General features: G+C 70.9%; 19 protein-coding genes. 11 read left to right on the top strand and 8 right to left on the bottom strand.

Annotation, left to right across the window (positions count from 1 at the left end; translation table 11 throughout):
* Nucleotides 1–64 precede the first annotated feature (64 nt).
* A complete protein-coding gene (locus P0084_RS14150) occupies nt 65–241 on the top strand; it encodes a hypothetical protein (RefSeq protein ID WP_308917516.1) in 177 nt (58 codons plus the stop codon).
* 143 nt (nt 242–384) lie between these two features.
* Nucleotides 385–1,959 (top strand): exosortase E/protease, VPEID-CTERM system, encoded by a 1,575-nt coding sequence (gene xrtE, locus P0084_RS14145; RefSeq protein ID WP_308917515.1) that lies wholly within the window; start codon nt 385–387, stop codon nt 1,957–1,959.
* 10 nt (nt 1,960–1,969) lie between these two features.
* Here xrtE and P0084_RS14140 read toward each other — a convergent pair whose 3' ends face one another.
* Together P0084_RS14140 and P0084_RS14135 are read right to left on the bottom strand one after the other, a co-directional pair.
* Complete coding sequence (locus tag P0084_RS14140; RefSeq protein ID WP_308917514.1) at nt 1,970–2,680, bottom strand: tRNA1(Val) (adenine(37)-N6)-methyltransferase; 711 nt, start codon at nt 2,678–2,680, stop codon at nt 1,970–1,972.
* Nucleotides 2,677–2,892 (bottom strand): putative signal transducing protein, encoded by a 216-nt coding sequence (locus tag P0084_RS14135; RefSeq protein WP_308917513.1) that lies wholly within the window; start codon nt 2,890–2,892, stop codon nt 2,677–2,679. The genes P0084_RS14140 and P0084_RS14135 overlap by 4 nt, the downstream gene beginning before the upstream one ends.
* Before the next feature lie 39 nt (nt 2,893–2,931).
* Here P0084_RS14135 and P0084_RS14130 point away from each other — a divergent pair, with 39 nt between their 5' ends.
* On the top strand, nt 2,932–3,945 hold the full coding sequence (locus P0084_RS14130) for a polyprenyl synthetase family protein (protein ID WP_374213665.1): 1,014 nt from the start codon (nt 2,932–2,934) through the stop codon (nt 3,943–3,945).
* Between the two features lie 329 nt (nt 3,946–4,274).
* Here the strand turns inward: P0084_RS14130 and P0084_RS14125 are convergent, their stop codons facing one another.
* The 3 genes from P0084_RS14125 to P0084_RS14115 form a co-directional block, all read right to left on the bottom strand.
* The gene (locus P0084_RS14125; protein WP_308917512.1) at nt 4,275–5,084 is read right to left on the bottom strand and encodes a 4-(cytidine 5'-diphospho)-2-C-methyl-D-erythritol kinase; all 810 of its coding nucleotides are present in this window, start codon (nt 5,082–5,084) and stop codon (nt 4,275–4,277) included.
* Nucleotides 5,068–6,765, bottom strand: a complete 1,698-nt coding sequence (locus tag P0084_RS14120) for a tetratricopeptide repeat protein (RefSeq protein WP_308917511.1) — start codon at nt 6,763–6,765, stop codon at nt 5,068–5,070. Before P0084_RS14120 ends, P0084_RS14125 begins: the two co-directional genes overlap by 17 nt.
* A 74-nt stretch (nt 6,766–6,839) precedes the next feature.
* The gene (locus tag P0084_RS14115) at nt 6,840–8,498 is read right to left on the bottom strand and encodes an electron transfer flavoprotein-ubiquinone oxidoreductase (protein ID WP_308917510.1); all 1,659 of its coding nucleotides are present in this window, start codon (nt 8,496–8,498) and stop codon (nt 6,840–6,842) included.
* A gap of 267 nt (nt 8,499–8,765) precedes the next feature.
* On the opposite strand from P0084_RS14115, the gene P0084_RS14110 reads away from it, so the two are divergent.
* The 6 genes from P0084_RS14110 to P0084_RS14085 all read left to right on the top strand — a co-directional run bounded on the left by P0084_RS14110 (nt 8,766) and on the right by P0084_RS14085 (nt 14,318).
* Nucleotides 8,766–9,707, top strand: a complete 942-nt coding sequence (locus P0084_RS14110) for an ABC transporter permease (RefSeq protein WP_308917509.1) — start codon at nt 8,766–8,768, stop codon at nt 9,705–9,707.
* Nucleotides 9,704–10,519: an ABC transporter permease gene (locus P0084_RS14105; protein ID WP_308917508.1), complete on the top strand. Its 816-nt coding sequence runs from the start codon at nt 9,704–9,706 to the stop codon at nt 10,517–10,519. Before P0084_RS14110 ends, P0084_RS14105 begins: the two co-directional genes overlap by 4 nt.
* Nucleotides 10,516–12,063: an ABC transporter ATP-binding protein gene (locus tag P0084_RS14100; RefSeq protein ID WP_308917507.1), complete on the top strand. Its 1,548-nt coding sequence runs from the start codon at nt 10,516–10,518 to the stop codon at nt 12,061–12,063. Before P0084_RS14105 ends, P0084_RS14100 begins: the two co-directional genes overlap by 4 nt.
* The gene (locus tag P0084_RS14095; protein WP_308917506.1) at nt 12,060–12,557 is read left to right on the top strand and encodes a hypothetical protein; all 498 of its coding nucleotides are present in this window, start codon (nt 12,060–12,062) and stop codon (nt 12,555–12,557) included. The genes P0084_RS14100 and P0084_RS14095 overlap by 4 nt, the downstream gene beginning before the upstream one ends.
* Complete coding sequence (locus tag P0084_RS14090; protein WP_308917505.1) at nt 12,554–14,011, top strand: aldehyde dehydrogenase family protein; 1,458 nt, start codon at nt 12,554–12,556, stop codon at nt 14,009–14,011. The genes P0084_RS14095 and P0084_RS14090 overlap by 4 nt, the downstream gene beginning before the upstream one ends.
* 82 nt (nt 14,012–14,093) lie before the next feature.
* Nucleotides 14,094–14,318 (top strand): YdcH family protein, encoded by a 225-nt coding sequence (locus P0084_RS14085; protein ID WP_374213661.1) that lies wholly within the window; start codon nt 14,094–14,096, stop codon nt 14,316–14,318.
* Nucleotides 14,319–14,348: 30 nt separating this feature from the next.
* On the opposite strand, the gene gcvA is transcribed toward P0084_RS14085, so the two are convergent.
* Complete coding sequence (gene gcvA, locus P0084_RS14080; protein WP_308917504.1) at nt 14,349–15,302, bottom strand: transcriptional regulator GcvA; 954 nt, start codon at nt 15,300–15,302, stop codon at nt 14,349–14,351.
* Between the two features lie 273 nt (nt 15,303–15,575).
* Between gcvA and P0084_RS14075 the strand changes: the two genes are divergently transcribed.
* Both P0084_RS14075 and P0084_RS14070 read left to right on the top strand, forming a co-directional pair.
* Nucleotides 15,576–15,857: a hypothetical protein gene (locus P0084_RS14075; RefSeq protein ID WP_308917503.1), complete on the top strand. Its 282-nt coding sequence runs from the start codon at nt 15,576–15,578 to the stop codon at nt 15,855–15,857.
* Nucleotides 15,858–15,891: 34 nt separating this feature from the next.
* On the top strand, nt 15,892–16,191 hold the full coding sequence (locus P0084_RS14070; protein WP_308917502.1) for a hypothetical protein: 300 nt from the start codon (nt 15,892–15,894) through the stop codon (nt 16,189–16,191).
* A gap of 2 nt (nt 16,192–16,193) precedes the next feature.
* Here the strand turns inward: P0084_RS14070 and phbB are convergent, their stop codons facing one another.
* Entirely contained in the window at nt 16,194–16,916 is a 723-nt protein-coding gene (phbB, locus tag P0084_RS14065) for an acetoacetyl-CoA reductase (protein ID WP_308917501.1), read from the bottom strand.
* Between the two features lie 23 nt (nt 16,917–16,939).
* Nucleotides 16,940–17,782: a patatin-like phospholipase family protein gene (locus P0084_RS14060; RefSeq protein WP_308917500.1), complete on the bottom strand. Its 843-nt coding sequence runs from the start codon at nt 17,780–17,782 to the stop codon at nt 16,940–16,942.
* Nucleotides 17,783–18,038 lie beyond the last annotated feature (256 nt).

Genomic DNA, 18,038 nt, shown 5'->3' with positions numbered 1-18,038 from the left:
ACGCTGCCGCGATGTCCCGGGCCGACATTGGCTCACCACCCCTGTTCTCTATAGGAGATCGCAAATGAAGACTTTCAGCATTGCCGCCCTGGCCACCATCGCCGCTTCGGCCGCATCCGCGAATCCGTTCGGCGACGGGACGCCCGTTCCGGAAATCAGCGCCATGGAAGGCACGGCCGCACTGGTCGCAGTGGCCGCCGTCCTTCTGATCGCGTTCGAACGGCGCCGCCGCGCGTCCTGAACCGAGCATCGCCCAGATCGACGGGCCCGCATTCGCGGGCCCGTCGCATTAAGGGGAACTGCCGACCGAACGATTATCGGGTTGTGGGATCAGTGACTTTCATTTCGAAGAATCATTACGATCGACGCGGGCGACCCTTGCCCATGTTGACTGCGATCGGTTTCAGTACCTTGTTCCTGGGGCAGCTGACCACCGTCGCCTTCTTGTACAAACACCTCATTCCATTCGATTGCCGGGCGAATTGGCCCGCATGGGCTTGCAGTGGGGCGAGCATGGCGGTCATCGCGATCTATTGCATCGCCGGTGCTCTCGCGCTGTTCGCGGCCTTCCGGATGGCGTCCGTTCGGGACCTGGTTCAGGATGCGGGATACCGAACGGCGCCGATCCTGTTGAACATGGGCGGCCTTCTCGCCGCGCTGACGCCGATCGCGCTGATCCTGACGGATCCAGACGGATCGTTGCGGGCCAGCTTGCTTCTATGGGGGGCCGGCCTATCGGCGATGACGGCGGGCTTCGTCCTTTCGGTCGCCCCACCCCACCGCCTGATCCCGTTTCTGTCGCGGGAGCGTTGGGACCTCGGGCTGTCCGTCCTGCTCGGCGCGGCGGCCCCGTTCTTGGCGACGATGCTCTATCCTCTCTGGCGCGTGGAGGCCGTCGCGGACGCGACCTTCGACGCCGTGGTCCTTCTCGTCGGCTCCGCGGGATTCGACGTCCATGCCGATGCGACGGTGAAGGGCATCGGGATCGACGGGTTCTACATCAGCGTCGCGCCCGTCTGTTCCGGTGTCGAGGGCATGGCCCTCGTCAGCGTGTTCGTCACGCTGTTCCTGACGCTGTTCCGATCGAACCTGCGGTTCCCCCACGCGCTGATCCTGTTTCCACTGGGCATCGCGGCCTCCGCCCTGTTCAACGTCCTGCGCATCTCGATCCTGTTGATCATCGGGGGGACCTATAGCCCCGAACTGGCCGTCGGCGCCTTCCACAGCCATGCGGGTTGGATGATGTTCACGCTGGTTGCGTTGGGCATCGTCGCGGTGGGCAACGCGATCCCGTGGATCCAGCGGGCATCCGCAGCGGGTGCCGCGGGCGCCGTCGAGACGCGGGCGGTGCCACCACTCCGGCGGGACCCGGTCGTCGCACGCATCCTGCCGCTGGGCGTCTTCATGCTGTCGGCGGTCTTCGCATCCGTCCTCACGGACCAGCCGGCGCTGCTGTATCCGTTGCGGATGCTGGCGGTCGCGGCCGCGTTGGCGCTGTTCTGGCGCATCTATGCCGCGCTCGATTGGCGGGTGGCGCCGGTCTCGGTACTCGCGGGCACGGCCATCGCGATCCTGTGGATCCTGGTCCCCGTCGCCCCCCAGGGCGCGGCCCCCTATGGCGCGCTGACCGGCGTGCTGTTGATCGGTTGGCTGATCGCGCGCGGGATCGGCACGACGATCCTCGTTCCATTGGTCGAGGAACTGTTCTTCCGGGAATACATGGAGCGGCGCCTGCAGCGGCGGGACACGTGGCCCTGGGTGCTCTTGTCGATCGGTGCGACGACCGCATTGTTCGCCGTCCTGCACGGTCGGTGGTGGGAGGCCGCGGTCGCGGGGCTGATCTTCTCGCTGTTGCGACGACATACGGGGCGGATCTCGGACGCGATCGTGGCGCACGCCATCGCGAACGGGCTGATCTTCGCCGTGGCCGCATGGACGGGCCGGTTCGAGTTGATCTGACCGCCGGTCGTCAATCCATCGATAGTGCCGCCGCATGGCGGAGGATGGCCTCCGCCTCGTCCGTCGGGTCACCGTCGCGATGGGTCACCAACGGCGTCAGCAGGCGCAGGGGCGCGCGGCGTCCCTTTCGTCCGCGCACGATCACGCGCCCGGCCGGGACGGCGTCGCCGCCTGCGATGGGGCGGATGCGGATGTCGCCCAACCGGCCGTCCATTGCCCCCAGGACGTCGGCCAGCCGGTCCGCGGCGGCGATCACGGTGACGGTCCCCTTGGGACCGGCCCGACGGCATGCGGCATCGCACCAAGCGCGCAGGTCGCCCACCGCCCCTTCGCGCATGGCGGCGGCGCGGCCCGGATCCACGGGGCGGCTGCCGCCCGCGGCGTAGTAGGGCGGGTTCGTTACGACGTGGTCGAAGCTGCGGGCCCGCAACTCGGGCGGTGGGTCCAGCACGTCGGCCACCTGCACGGCCAGGCCGTTGCGACGCGCCATCGCGGCCGCGGCGGGGTCGCGTTCGATGCCCAGCAGGTCCAGCGCCCCGACCCGGGCCGCGAGGCACAGGGCGACGGCGCCGGTCCCGCATCCCAGGTCCAGCACGCGGTCGCCCGGACGCGCGGGACAGGCGGCGGCCAGCAGCACGGCGTCCGACCCCGACCGGAATCCGCGCCGCGGCTGCCAGACGTGCACGCGACCGCCCAGCAGCGCGTCGCGCGTGGCGGTCATTCGCTGACGGCGATGGCGTTGTCGCGCATGGTGGCCCGTGCCAGGAACAGGTCGCGGGACGCCACCATCAGCCGCCGGGGCAGGATCCCGATGGAGCCTTCCAGGACCGACGTGTTGGCGTCCAGTACGAAGCAGTCTATACCCTCGCCGTCCAGGAGGGCGGTGGCGAAGGCGATGACCGTCGGGTCGTTGGTGCGCAGCAACTCCTTCATCGGATACGGGTTATGGGGGGCACCGCCCCCCTTGTCGAGATGGGGCCGATCGTGACCGACCAGACGCCGCCCAAGGGGCCGCTCGACCGGCTGGCCCTGGCTTGCGCAGCGGACATGGACCGCGTGGCGGACCTGATCCGGACACGCATGGCGTCGCGCAACGCCCCCCGCATCCCGGAGATCACGGCCCATCTGGTGGATGCCGGCGGCAAGCGCGTGCGGCCCATGCTGACCGTCGCGGCGGCGCGGCTGTGTGGCTATGGCGCCGACGGGGGGGACGACCACATCAAGCTGGCCGCCACGGTCGAGTTCATCCACACCGCCACGCTCCTGCACGACGACGTGGTCGACGAGAGCCAGCAGCGCCGGGGGCGGCCCACGGCGAACCTGCTGTGGGACAACCAGTCCAGCGTGCTGGTGGGGGACTACCTGTTCGCGCGGTCGTTCCAGCTGATGGTGCAGACCGGGTCCCTGCGCGTGCTGGACATCCTGTCGGGGGCCGCCGCCACGATCGCGGAGGGGGAGGTGCTGCAGCTGACCGCCGCCCGCAACGTGGCCACCGACGAGGCGACCTATCTGCAGGTCGTGCGCGGCAAGACGGCCGCCCTGTTCGAGGCGGCGGCGCAGGTCGGCGGCGTGGTGGCCCGCGCCCCGGAGGTGCAGGTGGAGGCGCTGGCGGCCTATGGCGACGCGCTGGGGATCAGCTTCCAGATGGTCGACGACTGGCTGGACTATGGCGGCGCGGGCGACGGCATCGGCAAGGATCTGGGCGACGACTTCCGCGAAGGGAAGCTGACGCTGCCCGTGATCCGCGCCATCGCGCGCGGCGACGACGCCGAACGCGCCTTCTGGAAGGACGCGATGGAGCGGGGGCGCGGCGACTTCGCCCAGGCGCAGGCCATCATCGCCCGTCACGGCACCCTGGAGGAGACGCGGCGCGAAGCCCTGACCTGGCGCGACCGCGCCGTCGCGGCGCTGGACCACCTGCCGCGCCATCCGCTGCGCGACATGCTGTCCGACCTGGCCCATTACGTGGTGGCGCGGGCGAGCTGACCCCCGGGGGGCCGCCCCACGGAACGTCGGATCTTCGCTGCGCTGCGGCGAAAGCGTTCTCGTCGGGGTCGCGGTTCGGTCGTTCCGTGAGGATAGTCTGTGCGTGAGCAGAGCGCGGTGCAAGAGCGTCGACGGGCCCATGGGGACAAGGAATCCCGTGGAGGGCAGGCATCCCGATGGCCGCGACGATGGCGCGGCGCGGGTCGATCGGCGGGTGTCTGCGGAGCGTCTGCTTCGCGTCTGCCCCGCGTCGGACGCCTTCCCGATTCGATCTCGCGCGGATGCGGACGCGTGACGGGGGGTGCGGACGCGACGCCAGCCGACGGATCCTAGGGGGCCGAAGGGTTCAGCGTGCAGGCACGCGCCCACCAACCGGGGTAATCCAGCCGGCGCGCGGCGGCCTCGGCGGCGGCCGGATCGGGGAACAGCCCGAAGCAGGTCGCGCCGGAACCGGACATGCGGGACAGGCGCGCCCCGGCTGCCGTCAACGCGGCCAGCACATCGGCGATGACGGACGCCACCCCGGTCGCGGGCGCCTGCAGGTCGTTGCGCATCCCGCCCAGCCAATCGAGCGGGTCGCCCGCGGGCAGCACGTCCGGCATCGGGGGACCATGACCTTCGAGCGCGGCAAAGACGGCGCCCGTGGGCACGGCCACGCCCGGATTCACCAGGACGGCATGGAGCCGAGGCAGCGCGACGGGATCGACGCGCTCGCCCGCGCCGCGCATGCGGGACGGGGCGGCGGCCAGGCAAACGGGCAGGTCCGCGCCCAGGGCCATCAGCGCATCCAGGCCGAGATCGGCGCCCACCGCCCGCAGGGCGGCGGCCGCGTCCGACGACCCGCCGCCCAGGCCGGCGGGGTGGGGCAACCGCTTGTCCAGATCCACCGCGCGGGTCGTGCCCGCGGCGGCCAGCGCGCGACGGATCAGGTTCCGGTCGTCCACCGGCACGCCATTCGCGAAGGGCCCGTCGATCGTCAGCGCATCGCCCGGCGACACGTGGAGCACGTCGCCCAGATCCGCGAACGCGACCAGGGAATCCAGGTCGTGCCGTCCGTCCGCCCGCCGTCCCGTGACGTGCAGCGTCAGGTTGACCTTGGCGGGGGCGAGATGGCGCGTGCCGTCACTCGGTGGCGGCACCGTCGTCCCCGGCTTCGTCCTCCGCGGCTTCCTCCGCCAGGACGACGTCCAGCCCGACGTCCAGCTTGCGCCGGATGCGCGCGACCTCGTCCTCCTCCGGATCGAGGCTGAGGGCGCGGCGCCATTGGAACCGGGCCTCCCGCTCGCGGCCCACGGTCCACAGGACGTCCCCGAAATGGTCGTTGATGATCGGGTCCAGCGGCTCCAACTGGACGGCGCGCTCCATGGGGGCGACCGCCTCCTCGTACCGGCCCAGGCGATACAGGACCCAGCCGAGGGAGTCGGTGATGAACCCGTCGTCTGGCCGTGCCTCCACCGCGCGCTCGATCATGCCGAGCGCCTCGTCCAGGTCGCGCCGCGCCTCCACCAGCGAATAGCCGAGATAGTTCAGGACCAGCGGCTGTTCGGGGTTCAGCTCCAGCGCGCGGCGGAAGTCCGGTTCCGCCTGATCGAACCGTCCCATCCGTTCGCGCGCGATGGCGCGGGCGTAGAACAGGAACCAGTCGCGCGGGCCCGGTTCCTCCAACAGTTCGACCGCCTGGTCGTAGGCGTCCGCCGCCAGGGCGAAGCGGTCCAAACGGCGCAGCGCGTCGCCAAGGGCGGTCCACACCACGATCTCGTCGGGATGGGCGCGGCTGAGGCTGCGAAGCACCTCCACCGCCGCATCCTCGCGGTCGGAGGCCAGCAGGACCTCCGCGCGCTCGATCTCGGCCCCGAAGAACGATGGGTGATCGGCGGGCACGCGGCCCAGCACGGCGTCGGCCAGGTCGTACTGCTCCTGCTCGTCGAACAGGCCGCCAATCAGGACGAGGGCGTCGACATGGTCGGGCCGCAGCGCCGCGGCGGCCTGCGCGTTGACCAGCGTGAAGGTGGGCGACGTCTCGCCCGCCAGGATGGCGGCCAGGGTGAAGTAGGCCTCCGCCAGCCCTTCGCGGGGGGTGGTGATGAAGTCCCAGCCGATCTCCTCGCCCGCCTCCAGGCGGGCCTGCATGTCCCGCAGGACCGGGTTGTTCGCCTGCGCGGCGATCTCCTCCAGCAGTTCCAGCGCGTCGTCCGGGCGATCCAGTTCGGCCAGGATCTGGGCATGCGCCTCCACCGCGCGGACGTTGGCGGGCAGGGGGCCGTGCGTGCGGCCCGCCAGGATGTCGTCGGCAGCGGCGTACTCGCCGGCCAGGGCCAGCGCATAGGCCTGCTGCTGGCGTGCGAAGCTGGCATAGCTGGGCGTCTCGGCCAGGGCGTCGAAGCGTTCGTCCGCTGCGTCGGGATCGCCCTGCGCGACGGCCAGCCAGCCGTCGAGCATCCCGTCCAGGAGCGCGCCGCCGACGCCGTCCCCGTCCAGGAGCAGCGCGCTCGCCCGGTCGTAGCGTTCGTTCAGCAGGGCATCGACCATCCGGATGCCGGTGGCGAAGCGGCTGGGACCGCCGGCCAGGGTCATGCGGTCGGCGAAGGTCACCCCCTCGTCGAACCGGCCCAGGGCGCCATAGACGACCAGCGCGCTTTCCAGGACGTCCGCGGGGACGTTGTCGGCCCGCAGCAGCGTGGCATAGTAGTCGGCGGCCGCGTCGTAGTCGTTGCCGAACCCCGCGATCCGGGCCGCCAGATAGGGGCCGGCGACGTTCTGGGCCGCGGCCGTCACGGGCGTCAGCAGGGTGGCTGCGATCAGCAGGGCGCGCAGGGGCATGTCACGTCGTCCGGTCAGGGGATGTCGGCCCGGACGCTATGGCCCGGGCGGGGGGGATGCAACGCGGGGCGGCGTCACATGTTCGGGTAGTTCGGCCCGTCGCCCCCCTGCGGCGTGGTCCAGACGATGTTCTGGGCCGGGTCCTTGATGTCGCAGGTCTTGCAGTGGACGCAGTTCTGGAAGTTGATGACGAAGCGCGCGTCGTCGCCTTCGCCCACGAATTCGTACACGCCGGCCGGACAGTACCGCGCGGACGGGCCGGCATAGATCTTCAGGTCCACCTCCACCGGCTTGTCCGGGTCGCGCAGCTTCAGATGCGCGGGCTGCGATTCCTCGTGGTTGGTGAAGGAATAGGCCACGTTGGTCAGCCGGTCGAAGGACAGCACGCCGTCGGGCTTGGGGTATTCGATGACCTTGTGGTCCTTCGCCGGTTCGGTCGAGTCCGCGTCCGACTTGCCGTGGGCGTTCGTGAACGGGGACCAGCCGAAGATGTTGTTCATCCACATCGACGCGCCGCCCACCGTCAGGGACGCCGTCAGGCCGTAGTTCGACCAGAGCGGCTTGACGTTGCGCACGGCCTTCAGGTCCTTGCCGATCGGTCCTTCGCGCACCTCGCGGTCGTATTCGGTCAGCGTGTCGCTGCCGCGCCCTTCTTCCAGGGCCGCGTGCGCCGTTTCCGCGGCGGCCTTGCCCGACAGCATGGCGTTGTGGTTGCCCTTGATGCGGGGGACGTTAACCATGCCGGCCGCGCAGCCCAGCAGCACCCCGCCGGGGAACGCGGTCCTGGGCAACGACTGCCAGCCGCCTTCGGTGATGGCCCGCGCGCCGTAGGACACGCGCTTGCCCCCCTCCAGCAGCTCGGCCATCATCGGATGGTGCTTGAATTGCTGGAAGGACAGGTAGGGGTTCACGTAGGGGTTCTTGTAGTTCAGGTGGACGACGAACCCGACATAGACCTGGTTGTCGTTTAGGTGGTACACGAATGACCCCCCGCCCGCGTTGCTGCCCAGGGGCCAGCCCATCGTGTGCAGGACCTTGCCGGGCACGTGCTTGGCGGGGTCGACCTCCCACAGCTCCTTCATGCCGATGCCGTATTTCTGCGGCTCGGCGTCCGCGGCCAAGTCGAAGCGGTCGATCACCTGCTTGGACAGGGACCCGCGCACGCCTTCGCCCAGCATGACGTAGCGGCCGTGCAGCTCCATCCCCGGCTCGTAGCCGGCGCCGATCGAGCCGTCCGCCTCGCGCCCGAACTCGCCCGCGACGACGCCCTTCACGCGGCCCCCGTCGTCGAAGACCAGCTGGGACGCGGCCATGCCGGGGAACACCTCCACCCCCAGTCCCTCCGCCTGCTCGGCCAGCCAGCGGCACACGTTGCCCATCGAGACGACGTAGTTGCCGTGGTTCGACATCAGGGGCGGCATCACGGCGTTGGGCACGCGGACGCGCCCTTCCTCGCCCAGCACGTAGAAGCTGTCGGACGTGACGGGCACGTCGAGGGGGGCGCCGCGGTCGCGCCAGTCGGGGATCAGCGCGTCCAGCCCCACGGGGTCCAGCACCGCGCCCGACAGGATGTGGGCGCCGACCTCCGACCCCTTTTCGAGCACGACGACGGACCGGTCGGCGTCCAGCTGCTTCAGGCGGATCGCGGCGGACAGGCCCGCGGGCCCGGCGCCGACGATCACCACGTCGTATTCCATGGCTTCGCGTTCGATGGCGTCTGCGGCGTCGGTCATCCGGTCCTCTCCCAAAGCAGGGTATCCTCGCGTTCGGGAAGGGGTATGGGCAGCGCCGGGCGGGGAATCAACGGGGACGCAGCGTTGTGTCGCGCCGTCGAGACGGGCAAATGGGGACCCCGGCGGGGAAGGCCGAGGTCCCTGCACTGGTGAAATGCCTTCAAGCGATGGGGTCGTCCTGCGCCCGGCCCGTAACGGGGCGATGACGCTTCGGGCACCGTTCCGTGACCGCTTTCCCCCCGTCGTCGCAGCGTCTAGCGTCGCGCCATGCTGCGCGCGCTGTTCACACGGGCCGTGTCCCTCGCCCTGTCGCTGGGGGTGGCGAGCGTGGTGATCTTCGTCCTGCTGCAGGCCGTGCCGGGGGATCCGGCGGCCTTCATGCTGGGGTTGAACGCGCAACCCGACACCGTGGCCGCCCTGCGCGCCGAACTGGGGTTGGACGGGTCGCTGGCGGACCGCTACCTGGCCTGGGCGGGGGGGATGCTGACGGGGGATCTCGGCACGTCCTATACGTACCGCGTGCCCGTGGCCGACTTGGTGGCGGACCGGATCTGGATCAGCGCTCCGCTGGCGCTCTATGCGCTGGGCCTGTCGGTGGCGGTGGCCCTGCCGGCGGGGCTGCTGGCGGCGTCGGACCGGGGCGGCCCGGCGGATTGGGGCACGATGGCGGCCACGCAGCTGGGCGTGGCGATCCCCAACTTCTGGTTCGCGATGCTGCTGGTCCTGGTCTTCGCGGTGACGTGGCGCCTGATGCCCGCGGGCGGGTTCCCCGGCTGGGACGACCCCCTGGCCGCGATCGTGGCGCTGACCCTGCCCGCGGTGGCGCTGGCCCTGCCGCAGGCGTCGATCCTGGCTCGCGTCCTGCGGTCCGCCCTGATCGACGCGCTGGACCAGGACTACGTCCGCACGGCGCGCGCGAAGGGGCTGTCCCGGCGCGCGACCGTCCTGCGCCATGCCCTGCGCAACGCCCTGATCCCCGTCCTGACCATCCTGGGGCTGCAGTTCAGCTTCCTTCTGGCGGGGGCCATCATCATCGAGAACGTGTTCTACCTGCCGGGGCTGGGACGCCTGATCTTCCAGGGCATCACGCAGCGCGACCTGATCGTGGTCCAGTCGGTGACGATGCTTCTGGTGGCCGCGGTGATCTGCGTCACCTTCCTGGTCGAGCTGGCCTATGTCCTGGCCGATCCCCGGCTGCGGCGCCCATGAGGGCCGCGCTGGGCGCAGGCGCGCTGGTGACCGCCGCCGTCGCCGCGGCCGCGCTGCTGTCGCTGATCTGGACGCCGCACGACGTGACGTCGCTGGACGTGGCCGCACGCATGGCGACGCCCTCGGGGACGCATTGGCTGGGCACCGACCATCTGGGTCGCGACATGGCGTCGATGCTGATGGCGGGCGCGCGGACCTCCATCGCGGTGGCCCTGGTGGCCGTGGGCATCGGCACCCTTCTGGGCGTGCCCCTGGGCCTGTGGGCGGCGGCGCATCGCGGCGGCTGGCTGGACGAGGTCATCATGCGCGGCAACGACCTGATCTTCGCCTTCCCGTCCCTGGTCATCGCGATCCTGATCACCGCCGTGTTCGGCCCCGGCGCGGTGAACGCCATCATCGCCATCGGCATCTTCAACGTGCCCGTCTTCGCCCGCGTGGCCCGGGGCGGGGCGCTGCCCCTGTGGACGCTGGACTACGTCATGGCGGCGCGGGTGGCGGGAAAGGGGGCGTTCCTGATCTCGGCGCAGCACATCCTGCCCAACGTGGCGTCCCTGCTGATCGTGCAGGCCACCATCCAGTTCAGCCTGGGCATCCTGGCGGAGGCGGCGCTGTCCTATGTCGGGCTGGGCGCGCAGCCGCCGGTGCCGTCCTGGGGCCGGATGCTGGCGGACAGCCAGACCATGATCTATTCCGCGCCGCGCCTGGCGATCCTGCCGGGGCTGGCGATCGTCGTGACGGTTCTGGGGCTGAACCTGCTGGGCGACGGGCTGCGGGACTGGCTGGACCCCAGGCTGCGGCGCGCCCGGGCGTGACGGCGGCCTGGTCCCTAGCCGCGCGCGACCTGTCGGTCGCGATCCACGGCACGCCCATCCTGAGGGGCGTGTCCTTCGCCCTGCCCCAGGGGCGCATCCTGGGGCTGGTGGGCGAGTCCGGGTCCGGCAAGTCGATGACGGCGCTGGCCTGCATGGGGCTGCTGCCCCGCGGGGCGGCCGCGACCGGCACGATCACCGCGGGCCCGCGCGACCTGACTGCCCTGTCGGAGCGGGGCTGGCTGGACGTCCGGGGCGCCGAGATCGGGATGATCTTCCAGGAGCCCACCACCGCGCTGAACCCTGTCCACACGATCGGCGCGCAGGTGGCGGAGGGCCTTCGCCTGCGCGGCACCCCGCGGGCGGACGCGAACGCGGTCGCCCGCGACCGCCTGGACCGGGTCGGCCTGTCGCGCGTGCCACTCGACCGCTATCCGCACGAATTGTCGGGCGGACAGCGGCAGCGGGTCTGCATCGCCATGGCCATCGCGCGCCGCCCCCGTCTGCTGATCGCCGACGAACCCACCACCGCGCTGGACGTCACCACGCAGGCCACCATCCTCGACCTGCTGCGCGGCCTCGTCGCGGACGAGGGCATGGCGCTTTTGCTGATCACGCACGACCTGGGCGTGGTCGCGGGCATGGCCGACGACGTGGCGGTCATGAAGGACGGCGCGATCGTGGAGGCCGGTCCGGCGCCGGACGTGTTCCGGACGGCGGCGCATCCCTATACCCGCGACCTTCTGGCCGCGTCCCGCCCCGCGCCCCGCGCCCCGCGCGCGGTGCCCCGGGACGAGCCCGTCCTGACCGCGCGCGACGTCATCCGCCGCTATGGCGCGCTGACGGCGGTGGACGGCGTGGACCTGACGCTGCACCGGGGCGAGAGCCTGGGACTGGTGGGCGAGTCCGGTTGCGGCAAGTCCACCCTGACCCGCGCGCTGCTGGGGCTGGAACCGGTGCAGGGGGGCGCGATCACATTGTGCGGGCGCCCCGGCGGCACCGCGATGACCCGAGCCGACCGCGCCCGGCTGAGCGTCGTGTTCCAGGATCCCTATGGCAGCTTCGACCCCCGTTGGACCGTGGCCCGATTGGTGGCCGAACCCTTCCACCTGACGGGCCGCCCGCGCGACTGGCGCGACCGCGTCGCGGCGTCGCTCGACGCCGTGGGCCTCGAACGGGATGCGATGGACCGTTATCCCCACCAGTTCAGCGGCGGGCAGCGCCAGCGCATCGCCATCGCCCGCGCGCTGGTGACCGAGCCCGACGTGGTGGTCCTGGACGAGGCGGTCAGCGCGCTCGACGTCCGCGTGCGCGCCCGCGTGCTGGCGCTGCTGGACGACCTGCAGGACCGGCTGGGGCTGTCCTATCTGTTCATCAGCCACGACCTGACGGTGGTGCGCGCCATCTGCGACCGCGTTCTGGTCATGCGTGCGGGCCGGATCGTGGAGCGGGGCGGGACGGAGGCCGTCTTCGCCCGCCCGCGACACGACTATACCCGCGCGCTGATCGCCGCCGCCCCGCGCATCCCCGCGGAATGGGTCCCGTGACGCGGATCGCCTGGCTGGGGATCGCGGCCGCCGCCGCCGTGGCGGTCCCGACCGCCGTCGTCCTTCGCGCCGACCGCGACCCGGTGGCGATCCCCGCCCTGGCGCCGGACGTCTTGGCCACGCTCGACGGGCCGATCCGGGTCGCCGACTTGGTGCCGGATGCGCGGGAGGGCCATGTCTGCCACTTCGGACCGTATATGGACGTGACGCTGCTGGGACCGGGCGACCTGCCGTCGCCGGCCCTGTTCGACGCCCTGGCCCCCGTCGCGCCGGTGGACGACGCCACCTTCGTGCTGGCGCTGGTGGGTCCGGACGGGATGCGGCAGAACCGCCTGCGACGGCGCGAGACGCTGGACACCGCGCATGCACACCATGCGTTCGAGGACGATCCGATCTGCGTGCCCGGCACGCGGGCCGTCTTGCGGATCACCGGGCACGAGGGCCGGACCTATCTGCGCCTGACGGATGCGGACGAGGAGGGAGGGGAGCGATGACGAAACCGGCTAATGACAGCGGCGCGCCGTGGTTCGATCCCACGACGATGCTGATCGGGGGAACATGGCGGGCCGCGCGGGCGACGCTGCCGGTGGTGGACCCGTCGACGGGCGACGCGTTCGCGGCGATCGCGAACGGGACGGCGGCGGACGTCGACGCCGCGGTGGCTGCGGCGCGGGCCGCCTTCGACGGCGGCTGGGGCCGGACGCCGGCCGTCGAACGCGGTCGCATCCTGACGCGCCTGGGCCGCCTGGTGGCGGAACGGGTGGACGACCTGGCATGGCTGGAGGCCCGCGACGTCGGCAAGCCCCTGACCCAGGCGCGCGCCGACGCGGTGGCCCTGGCGCGGTACTGCGAGTTCTATGGCGGGGCGGCGGACAAGGTGCTTGGCCAGACGATCCCGTATCTCGACGGATATACCGTGTATGCGCTGCGCCAGCCGCACGGGGTGACGGGACACATCGTTCCCTGGAACTATCCGATGCAGATCATCGGGCGGTCGGTGGGCGCCGCCCTGGCGATGGGCAACGCCTGCGTCCTGAAGCCCGCGGAGGACGCCTGCCTGACGGCCCTGGCCTTCGCGCATCTCGCGGCGGAGGCGGGGCTGCCGGACGGGGTGCTGAACGTCGTCCCCGGGCGGGGCGCCGTCGCGGGGGCGGCGCTGGCGGGGCATCCGGACATCGACCATGTCAGCTTCACCGGGTCGGTCGTCACGGGAACCGCGGTGCAGGCCGCGGCCGCGCGCAACGTCGTGCCGGTGACGTTGGAACTGGGCGGCAAGTCCCCGCAGATCGTGTTCGACGACGCCGACCTGGATCTGGCGCTTCCGTTCCTGGTGGGCGCGGGCATCCAGAACGCGGGCCAGACCTGTTCCGCGGCCTCTCGCATCCTGGTGCAGCGGGGCGTGTTCGACGCGGTGCGGGACGCGATGGCGGATCGCTATCGCGGCCTGCGCGTCGGCCCGGCGCTGGACGACCTGGACGTCGGTCCGCTGGTGTCGGGCAAGCAGAAGTCGATCGTGGAGGGGTTCCTCGGGCGCGCGGGTGCGGCGCGGGTCGTGGCACGGGGCGCGATCGTCACGGACGCAGCGGGGCATTACGTGGCGCCCGTGCTGCTGGCGGACGTGTCACCGGGCGACGAGGTCGCGCAGGCGGAAATCTTCGGACCCGTCCAGGTCCTGTTGCCGTTCGACGACGAGGCAGAGGCGGTGCGCATCGCCAACGGCACCGGATACGGCCTGGTCGCAGGCGTCTGGACGCGCGACGGGGGGCGGCAGATGCGCACGGCGCGCGACCTGCGCGCGGGGCAGGTCTTCATCAACGATTATGGCGCGGGGGGCGGGGTCGAGCTGCCCTTCGGCGGCGTCGGCAAGTCCGGCCATGGACGCGAGAAGGGGTTCGAGGCGCTGTACGGCTTCGGCACCCTGAAGACCGTCGCCGCCCGTCACGGTTGATCCCACGGCGGCGCGATCCGGAGGATGCGACGCACTATGTTCCCCAACGGCATCTTCAAGAGGTGACAGGTGGCATTCCGTCGTGCTGCACTGGACCCGCATCGTGCACGAACCCAACAAGGAGATGTCCATGTCGTTGACCTCGCACCTTCAGGAATTGCGCAAGAAGCACGAACGTCTGTCCCGGCAGGTGGAAGCCGAGCAGCGGAGTCCCGGCGGTGATTCGCTGATCTTGTCGGAACTGAAGAAGCGGAAGCTGGCCATCAAGCAGGAGATCGCGCGGATGGAGCTGCAGGCGACCGCCTGACGACGACCCCACGACGGGACGCCCGGCCCGTCACGGGGCCGGGACGTCCGCCGCGTCGATCAGATCGTGATCCGCGGCGTGGTCCGGCATCGCCGCGACCTGCTCCGCCAACCAGTCGAGGAACGCCCGAACCTCCGGCCGGGCCTGCGCGCCTTCGGGGCAGAGGACGCGGAAATGGGCGTTCGGCACGAGCGCGATGGAGAACGGCGCCACGAGGGCGCCCTGCCGCAGCGCCAGGTCGGCGAGGCTGCCGCGCCCCAGCACCACGCCCGCCCCCGCCTGCGCCGCGTCCATCGCATGGTCCGCCTGGCTGAAATGGGGACCGTGCATCGCGGGCGGCGTCACCCCGTTGGCGCGGAACCAGGCGGGCCAGTCGGCGGGCGGGCGCATCCACGCCGTGTCGTCCTGATGGATCAGGGGCGCGTCCCGCAGGGCGTCGGGGGTCGGATAGTCGCGGGCGAGGGCGGGCGTCATCATCGGGGTGACCCATTCGCGGATGTCCATGGCCTTGTGCAGCTTGGCCTCCTCCGGGCCGGGCAGGCCGAACCGGATGGCCACGTCGATGTCGTCGCGCGCGAAGTCGAGGATGCGCAGGGTCGCCGCGAAGCGAAGCTCGACCTCCGGGTGGTCGCGGGCGAAGGCGAAGAGGCGGGGGGCCAGCCAGCGGGCGGTGATCGCCGGGCCCGCGGTGACCGTCAGCATCCCCGATTCCCGCACGCGGCGGGCGGCGCGCCAGGCTTCGGACAAGGCGGCGAAGGCGTTGGCGGTGCCGGGCGCCAGGGCCTGTCCGGCTTCGGTCAGGGTGATGCGCCGGTTCAGGCGATTGAACAGCGGGGCGCCGTAGTGTTCTTCCAACTGCTTAATCTGAAACGATAAAGCGGCGGGCGTCACGTTCAGTTCCGCCGCGGCGTCGCGGAAGGACATATGCCGTGCCGCGGCGTCGAAGGCGCGGAGGGCGGTGAGGGGTGGGAGGCGGTCGGACAAGTTTTCCTTACCTGAAGGCTGGCTAAGTCTCGTTTGTCGGGCGCCGGTCGAAGGCGCATATCGCCATCGAGCGATACGCAACGCAACCGATACGGAAGGACGAGACGATGTTCGAGACACCGATCACCCGCACCTACGAGGACGCCTATGCCCGGGCCCATGCCGAACGGGCCGCGATGTTCCGCAGCCTGTTCGGTCTGGGGCGTCGCCGTCCCTGACCCTTTGCCACGCCCCGGCCCGGTGCTAGCGTGTGCCGGACCGGAGGAGCCGCCGATGAACGCCCGCATCACCGTGACCCTGACCGACGAACAGGAAGCCGTCGCCCGCCGCGCGATGGAGGAGCACGGCTTCGACACGATGGAGGCTGTTCTCGCACATGGGTTGGACCGATTGCGCTGGGAACAGGCGGATCACGACGAGAACCCCATCGATCCGGAATTTGTGACGATGCTCCGAGAGCGGATGAACGGACCGTTCATCAGCGAGGACGAGTTCTGGGAACGGTACCGCCAAGGCCGTCAGCTATTGAGGCGGGAACGTGGACTAGAGACTTGAGCTTTCGAAGGATGCCAGTGACGATCTCCTCGACTTGGACCGGTATATCTACTCGGTCTACCGGAACCTCGGCCATTCCATAGACGAGGCGGATAGCCTTGCCGCGCGACGGGGAGAGAAGACCGGGGATGCGTTTCGCCGCCTCCTCAGCGTGCCCTTCATTGGGTCCGTCACCGGTATCGACGGCATGCGTTGCGTGCAGATGGACGACATCGCCTTGTATTTTCGTCCGGAGCCGGACCGCGGTGTGATCGAAATTCTCGGCATCTTCCATCCGTCGTCCGACCACCGCGCCCGGATGGCCCGCCGCCGGGGCGGCGGGCCGGAGGGGTAGGGTCAGGCGAGGTACTGGCCGCCATTCGCGCTGAGGGTGGAGCCGGTGATGAAGCCCGCGTCGTCGCGGGTCAGGAAGGCCACGCAGCGCGCGATCTCGTCGGCTTCGCCCAATCGGCCGACGGGGATGGCGCCGACGATCTGATCCATGACCTTCTCGGGGATCGTGCTCATCATGTCGGTGTTGATGTAGCCCGGCGCCACCACGTTGACGGTGATGTTCGCGCGCGCCCCTTCCTGGGCCAGCGCCTTGGAGAAGCCGATGTCGCCGGCCTTCGTCGCGGCATAGTTGGCCTGGGCGAACTGCCCCTTCTGCCCGTTGATCGAGCTGATCGTGACGATGCGGCCGAACTTGCGCTCGCGCATGCCGCCCCAGACGTTGTGGGTCATGTTGAAGACGCCGGTCAGGTTCGTGTCGACGACCTCGTGCCAGTGCTGCGGCGTCATCTTGTGGAACGGCGCGTCGCGGGTGATGCCCGCGTTGTTCACCAGGATGTCGACGGGGCCGAGATCGGATTCCACCCGGGCCACGCCGTCCTTGCAGGCGTCGTAGTCTGCGACGTTCCACTTGTAGGTCGCGATCCCCGTCTCGTCGGTGAACTGCTTCGCCCGCTCGTCGTTGCCCGCATAGGTCGCCGCGACCTGCGCGCCCTGTTCCTGCAGCGCCTTCGAGATGGCGGCGCCGATGCCCCGCGACCCCCCCGTTACCAATGCGATCCGTGCCATGTCCCGGTCTCCTCCCGTTGGGTTCATCTGTCTTCCAGCCAGGCCTCGCCGTCGCGGCGGCCCTGGTCCCAGGCTTCGCGCAGAAGCGTGGGGTCCGTGAAGTCCAGCTTGCCGCCGGACAGGACGTCGTCCGAGGGCTGGACGTAGTCGATGCGCCCGCCCTCGTCGTCGGGCAGGGTCCTGAACCGCTTGGTCAGCAGCACGAGCGTGCGGCCCCGGTCGGGTTCGGGGCGGGGGGCCTTGTCGACCATGCCGCCGTCGTAGATCGGCTCGTCGTCCCAGGTGTCGGGGCGGAAGGCGGGGGGCACGGTCGCGGCCATGCGGATCAGGTCGGGCAGGGTGCCGTCGCGGGCGGCCCGGCGGGCGTCAATCAGCCTGCGGGTCATGCCGGCGGCCGCGGACAGGCGAGGGTGCGGCGTGGGCGCGACGACCTGTTCCGCCTGGTATATCAGGCCGGCGGCGCCTGCCTGCAGGGCGTCGGGGGCGGGTGCGTCCGTGGGCGTCGCCACGGAGATCTGGAAGGCGGGCCCGTCCGCGATGCGATCCTGCGCGGGGCCGTCGATCACGTCGTCCACGATGGCCTTGTACACGCGCTGATGCGGCGTGCGGCCGTGGTCGTCGTCCGCGTCGTCCCAGGTGACGTTGGCGTCGTTGCGGTGCAGGGCACGGCCGAAGCGTTCGAACAGCCACGCCTCGCGGTCGGCCAGCCAGGCGGCGGCGGATAGGGCGCCGCCGGACACGCCGGTGACGCGGCGGGGGTCGAACCGGGCCGCGGATTCGACCGCCGACATCCATCCGCCGTGCCAGAAGCAGCGCAGTCCGCCGCCCGAAAAGACGATCTGGTCGAAGTGCGGGATACGAGGCATTCGACTCATCATCCGGTCAAGTATTTCTTGTGCGAGGGGGGATGCACCCCCCGTACACCCCCCGTGCACCCCCCGTGCATACGGTTCGGCGCATCGGCACCGCGCGTTGCGCCGGGGTTGCGTCGCAGCGGCGTTCCGTGCGGGGGGTGGTCCGGCGGGACGGGGACCGGTCCTTCGCCCCCGTGCGTACGCCTCGGCATACGGACCGATCGGGGCGTGCGCGGTTCGACGGGCCGGGCGGTTCCGTGCCCCCGGC

The organism is Jannaschia maritima, assembly GCF_030973515.1.
Taxonomy (GTDB): Bacteria; Pseudomonadota; Alphaproteobacteria; order Rhodobacterales; family Rhodobacteraceae; genus Jannaschia; species Jannaschia maritima.
The sequence above is the reverse complement of the archived record's forward strand: the minus strand, read 5'-3'. Positions and strand labels throughout refer to the sequence as shown.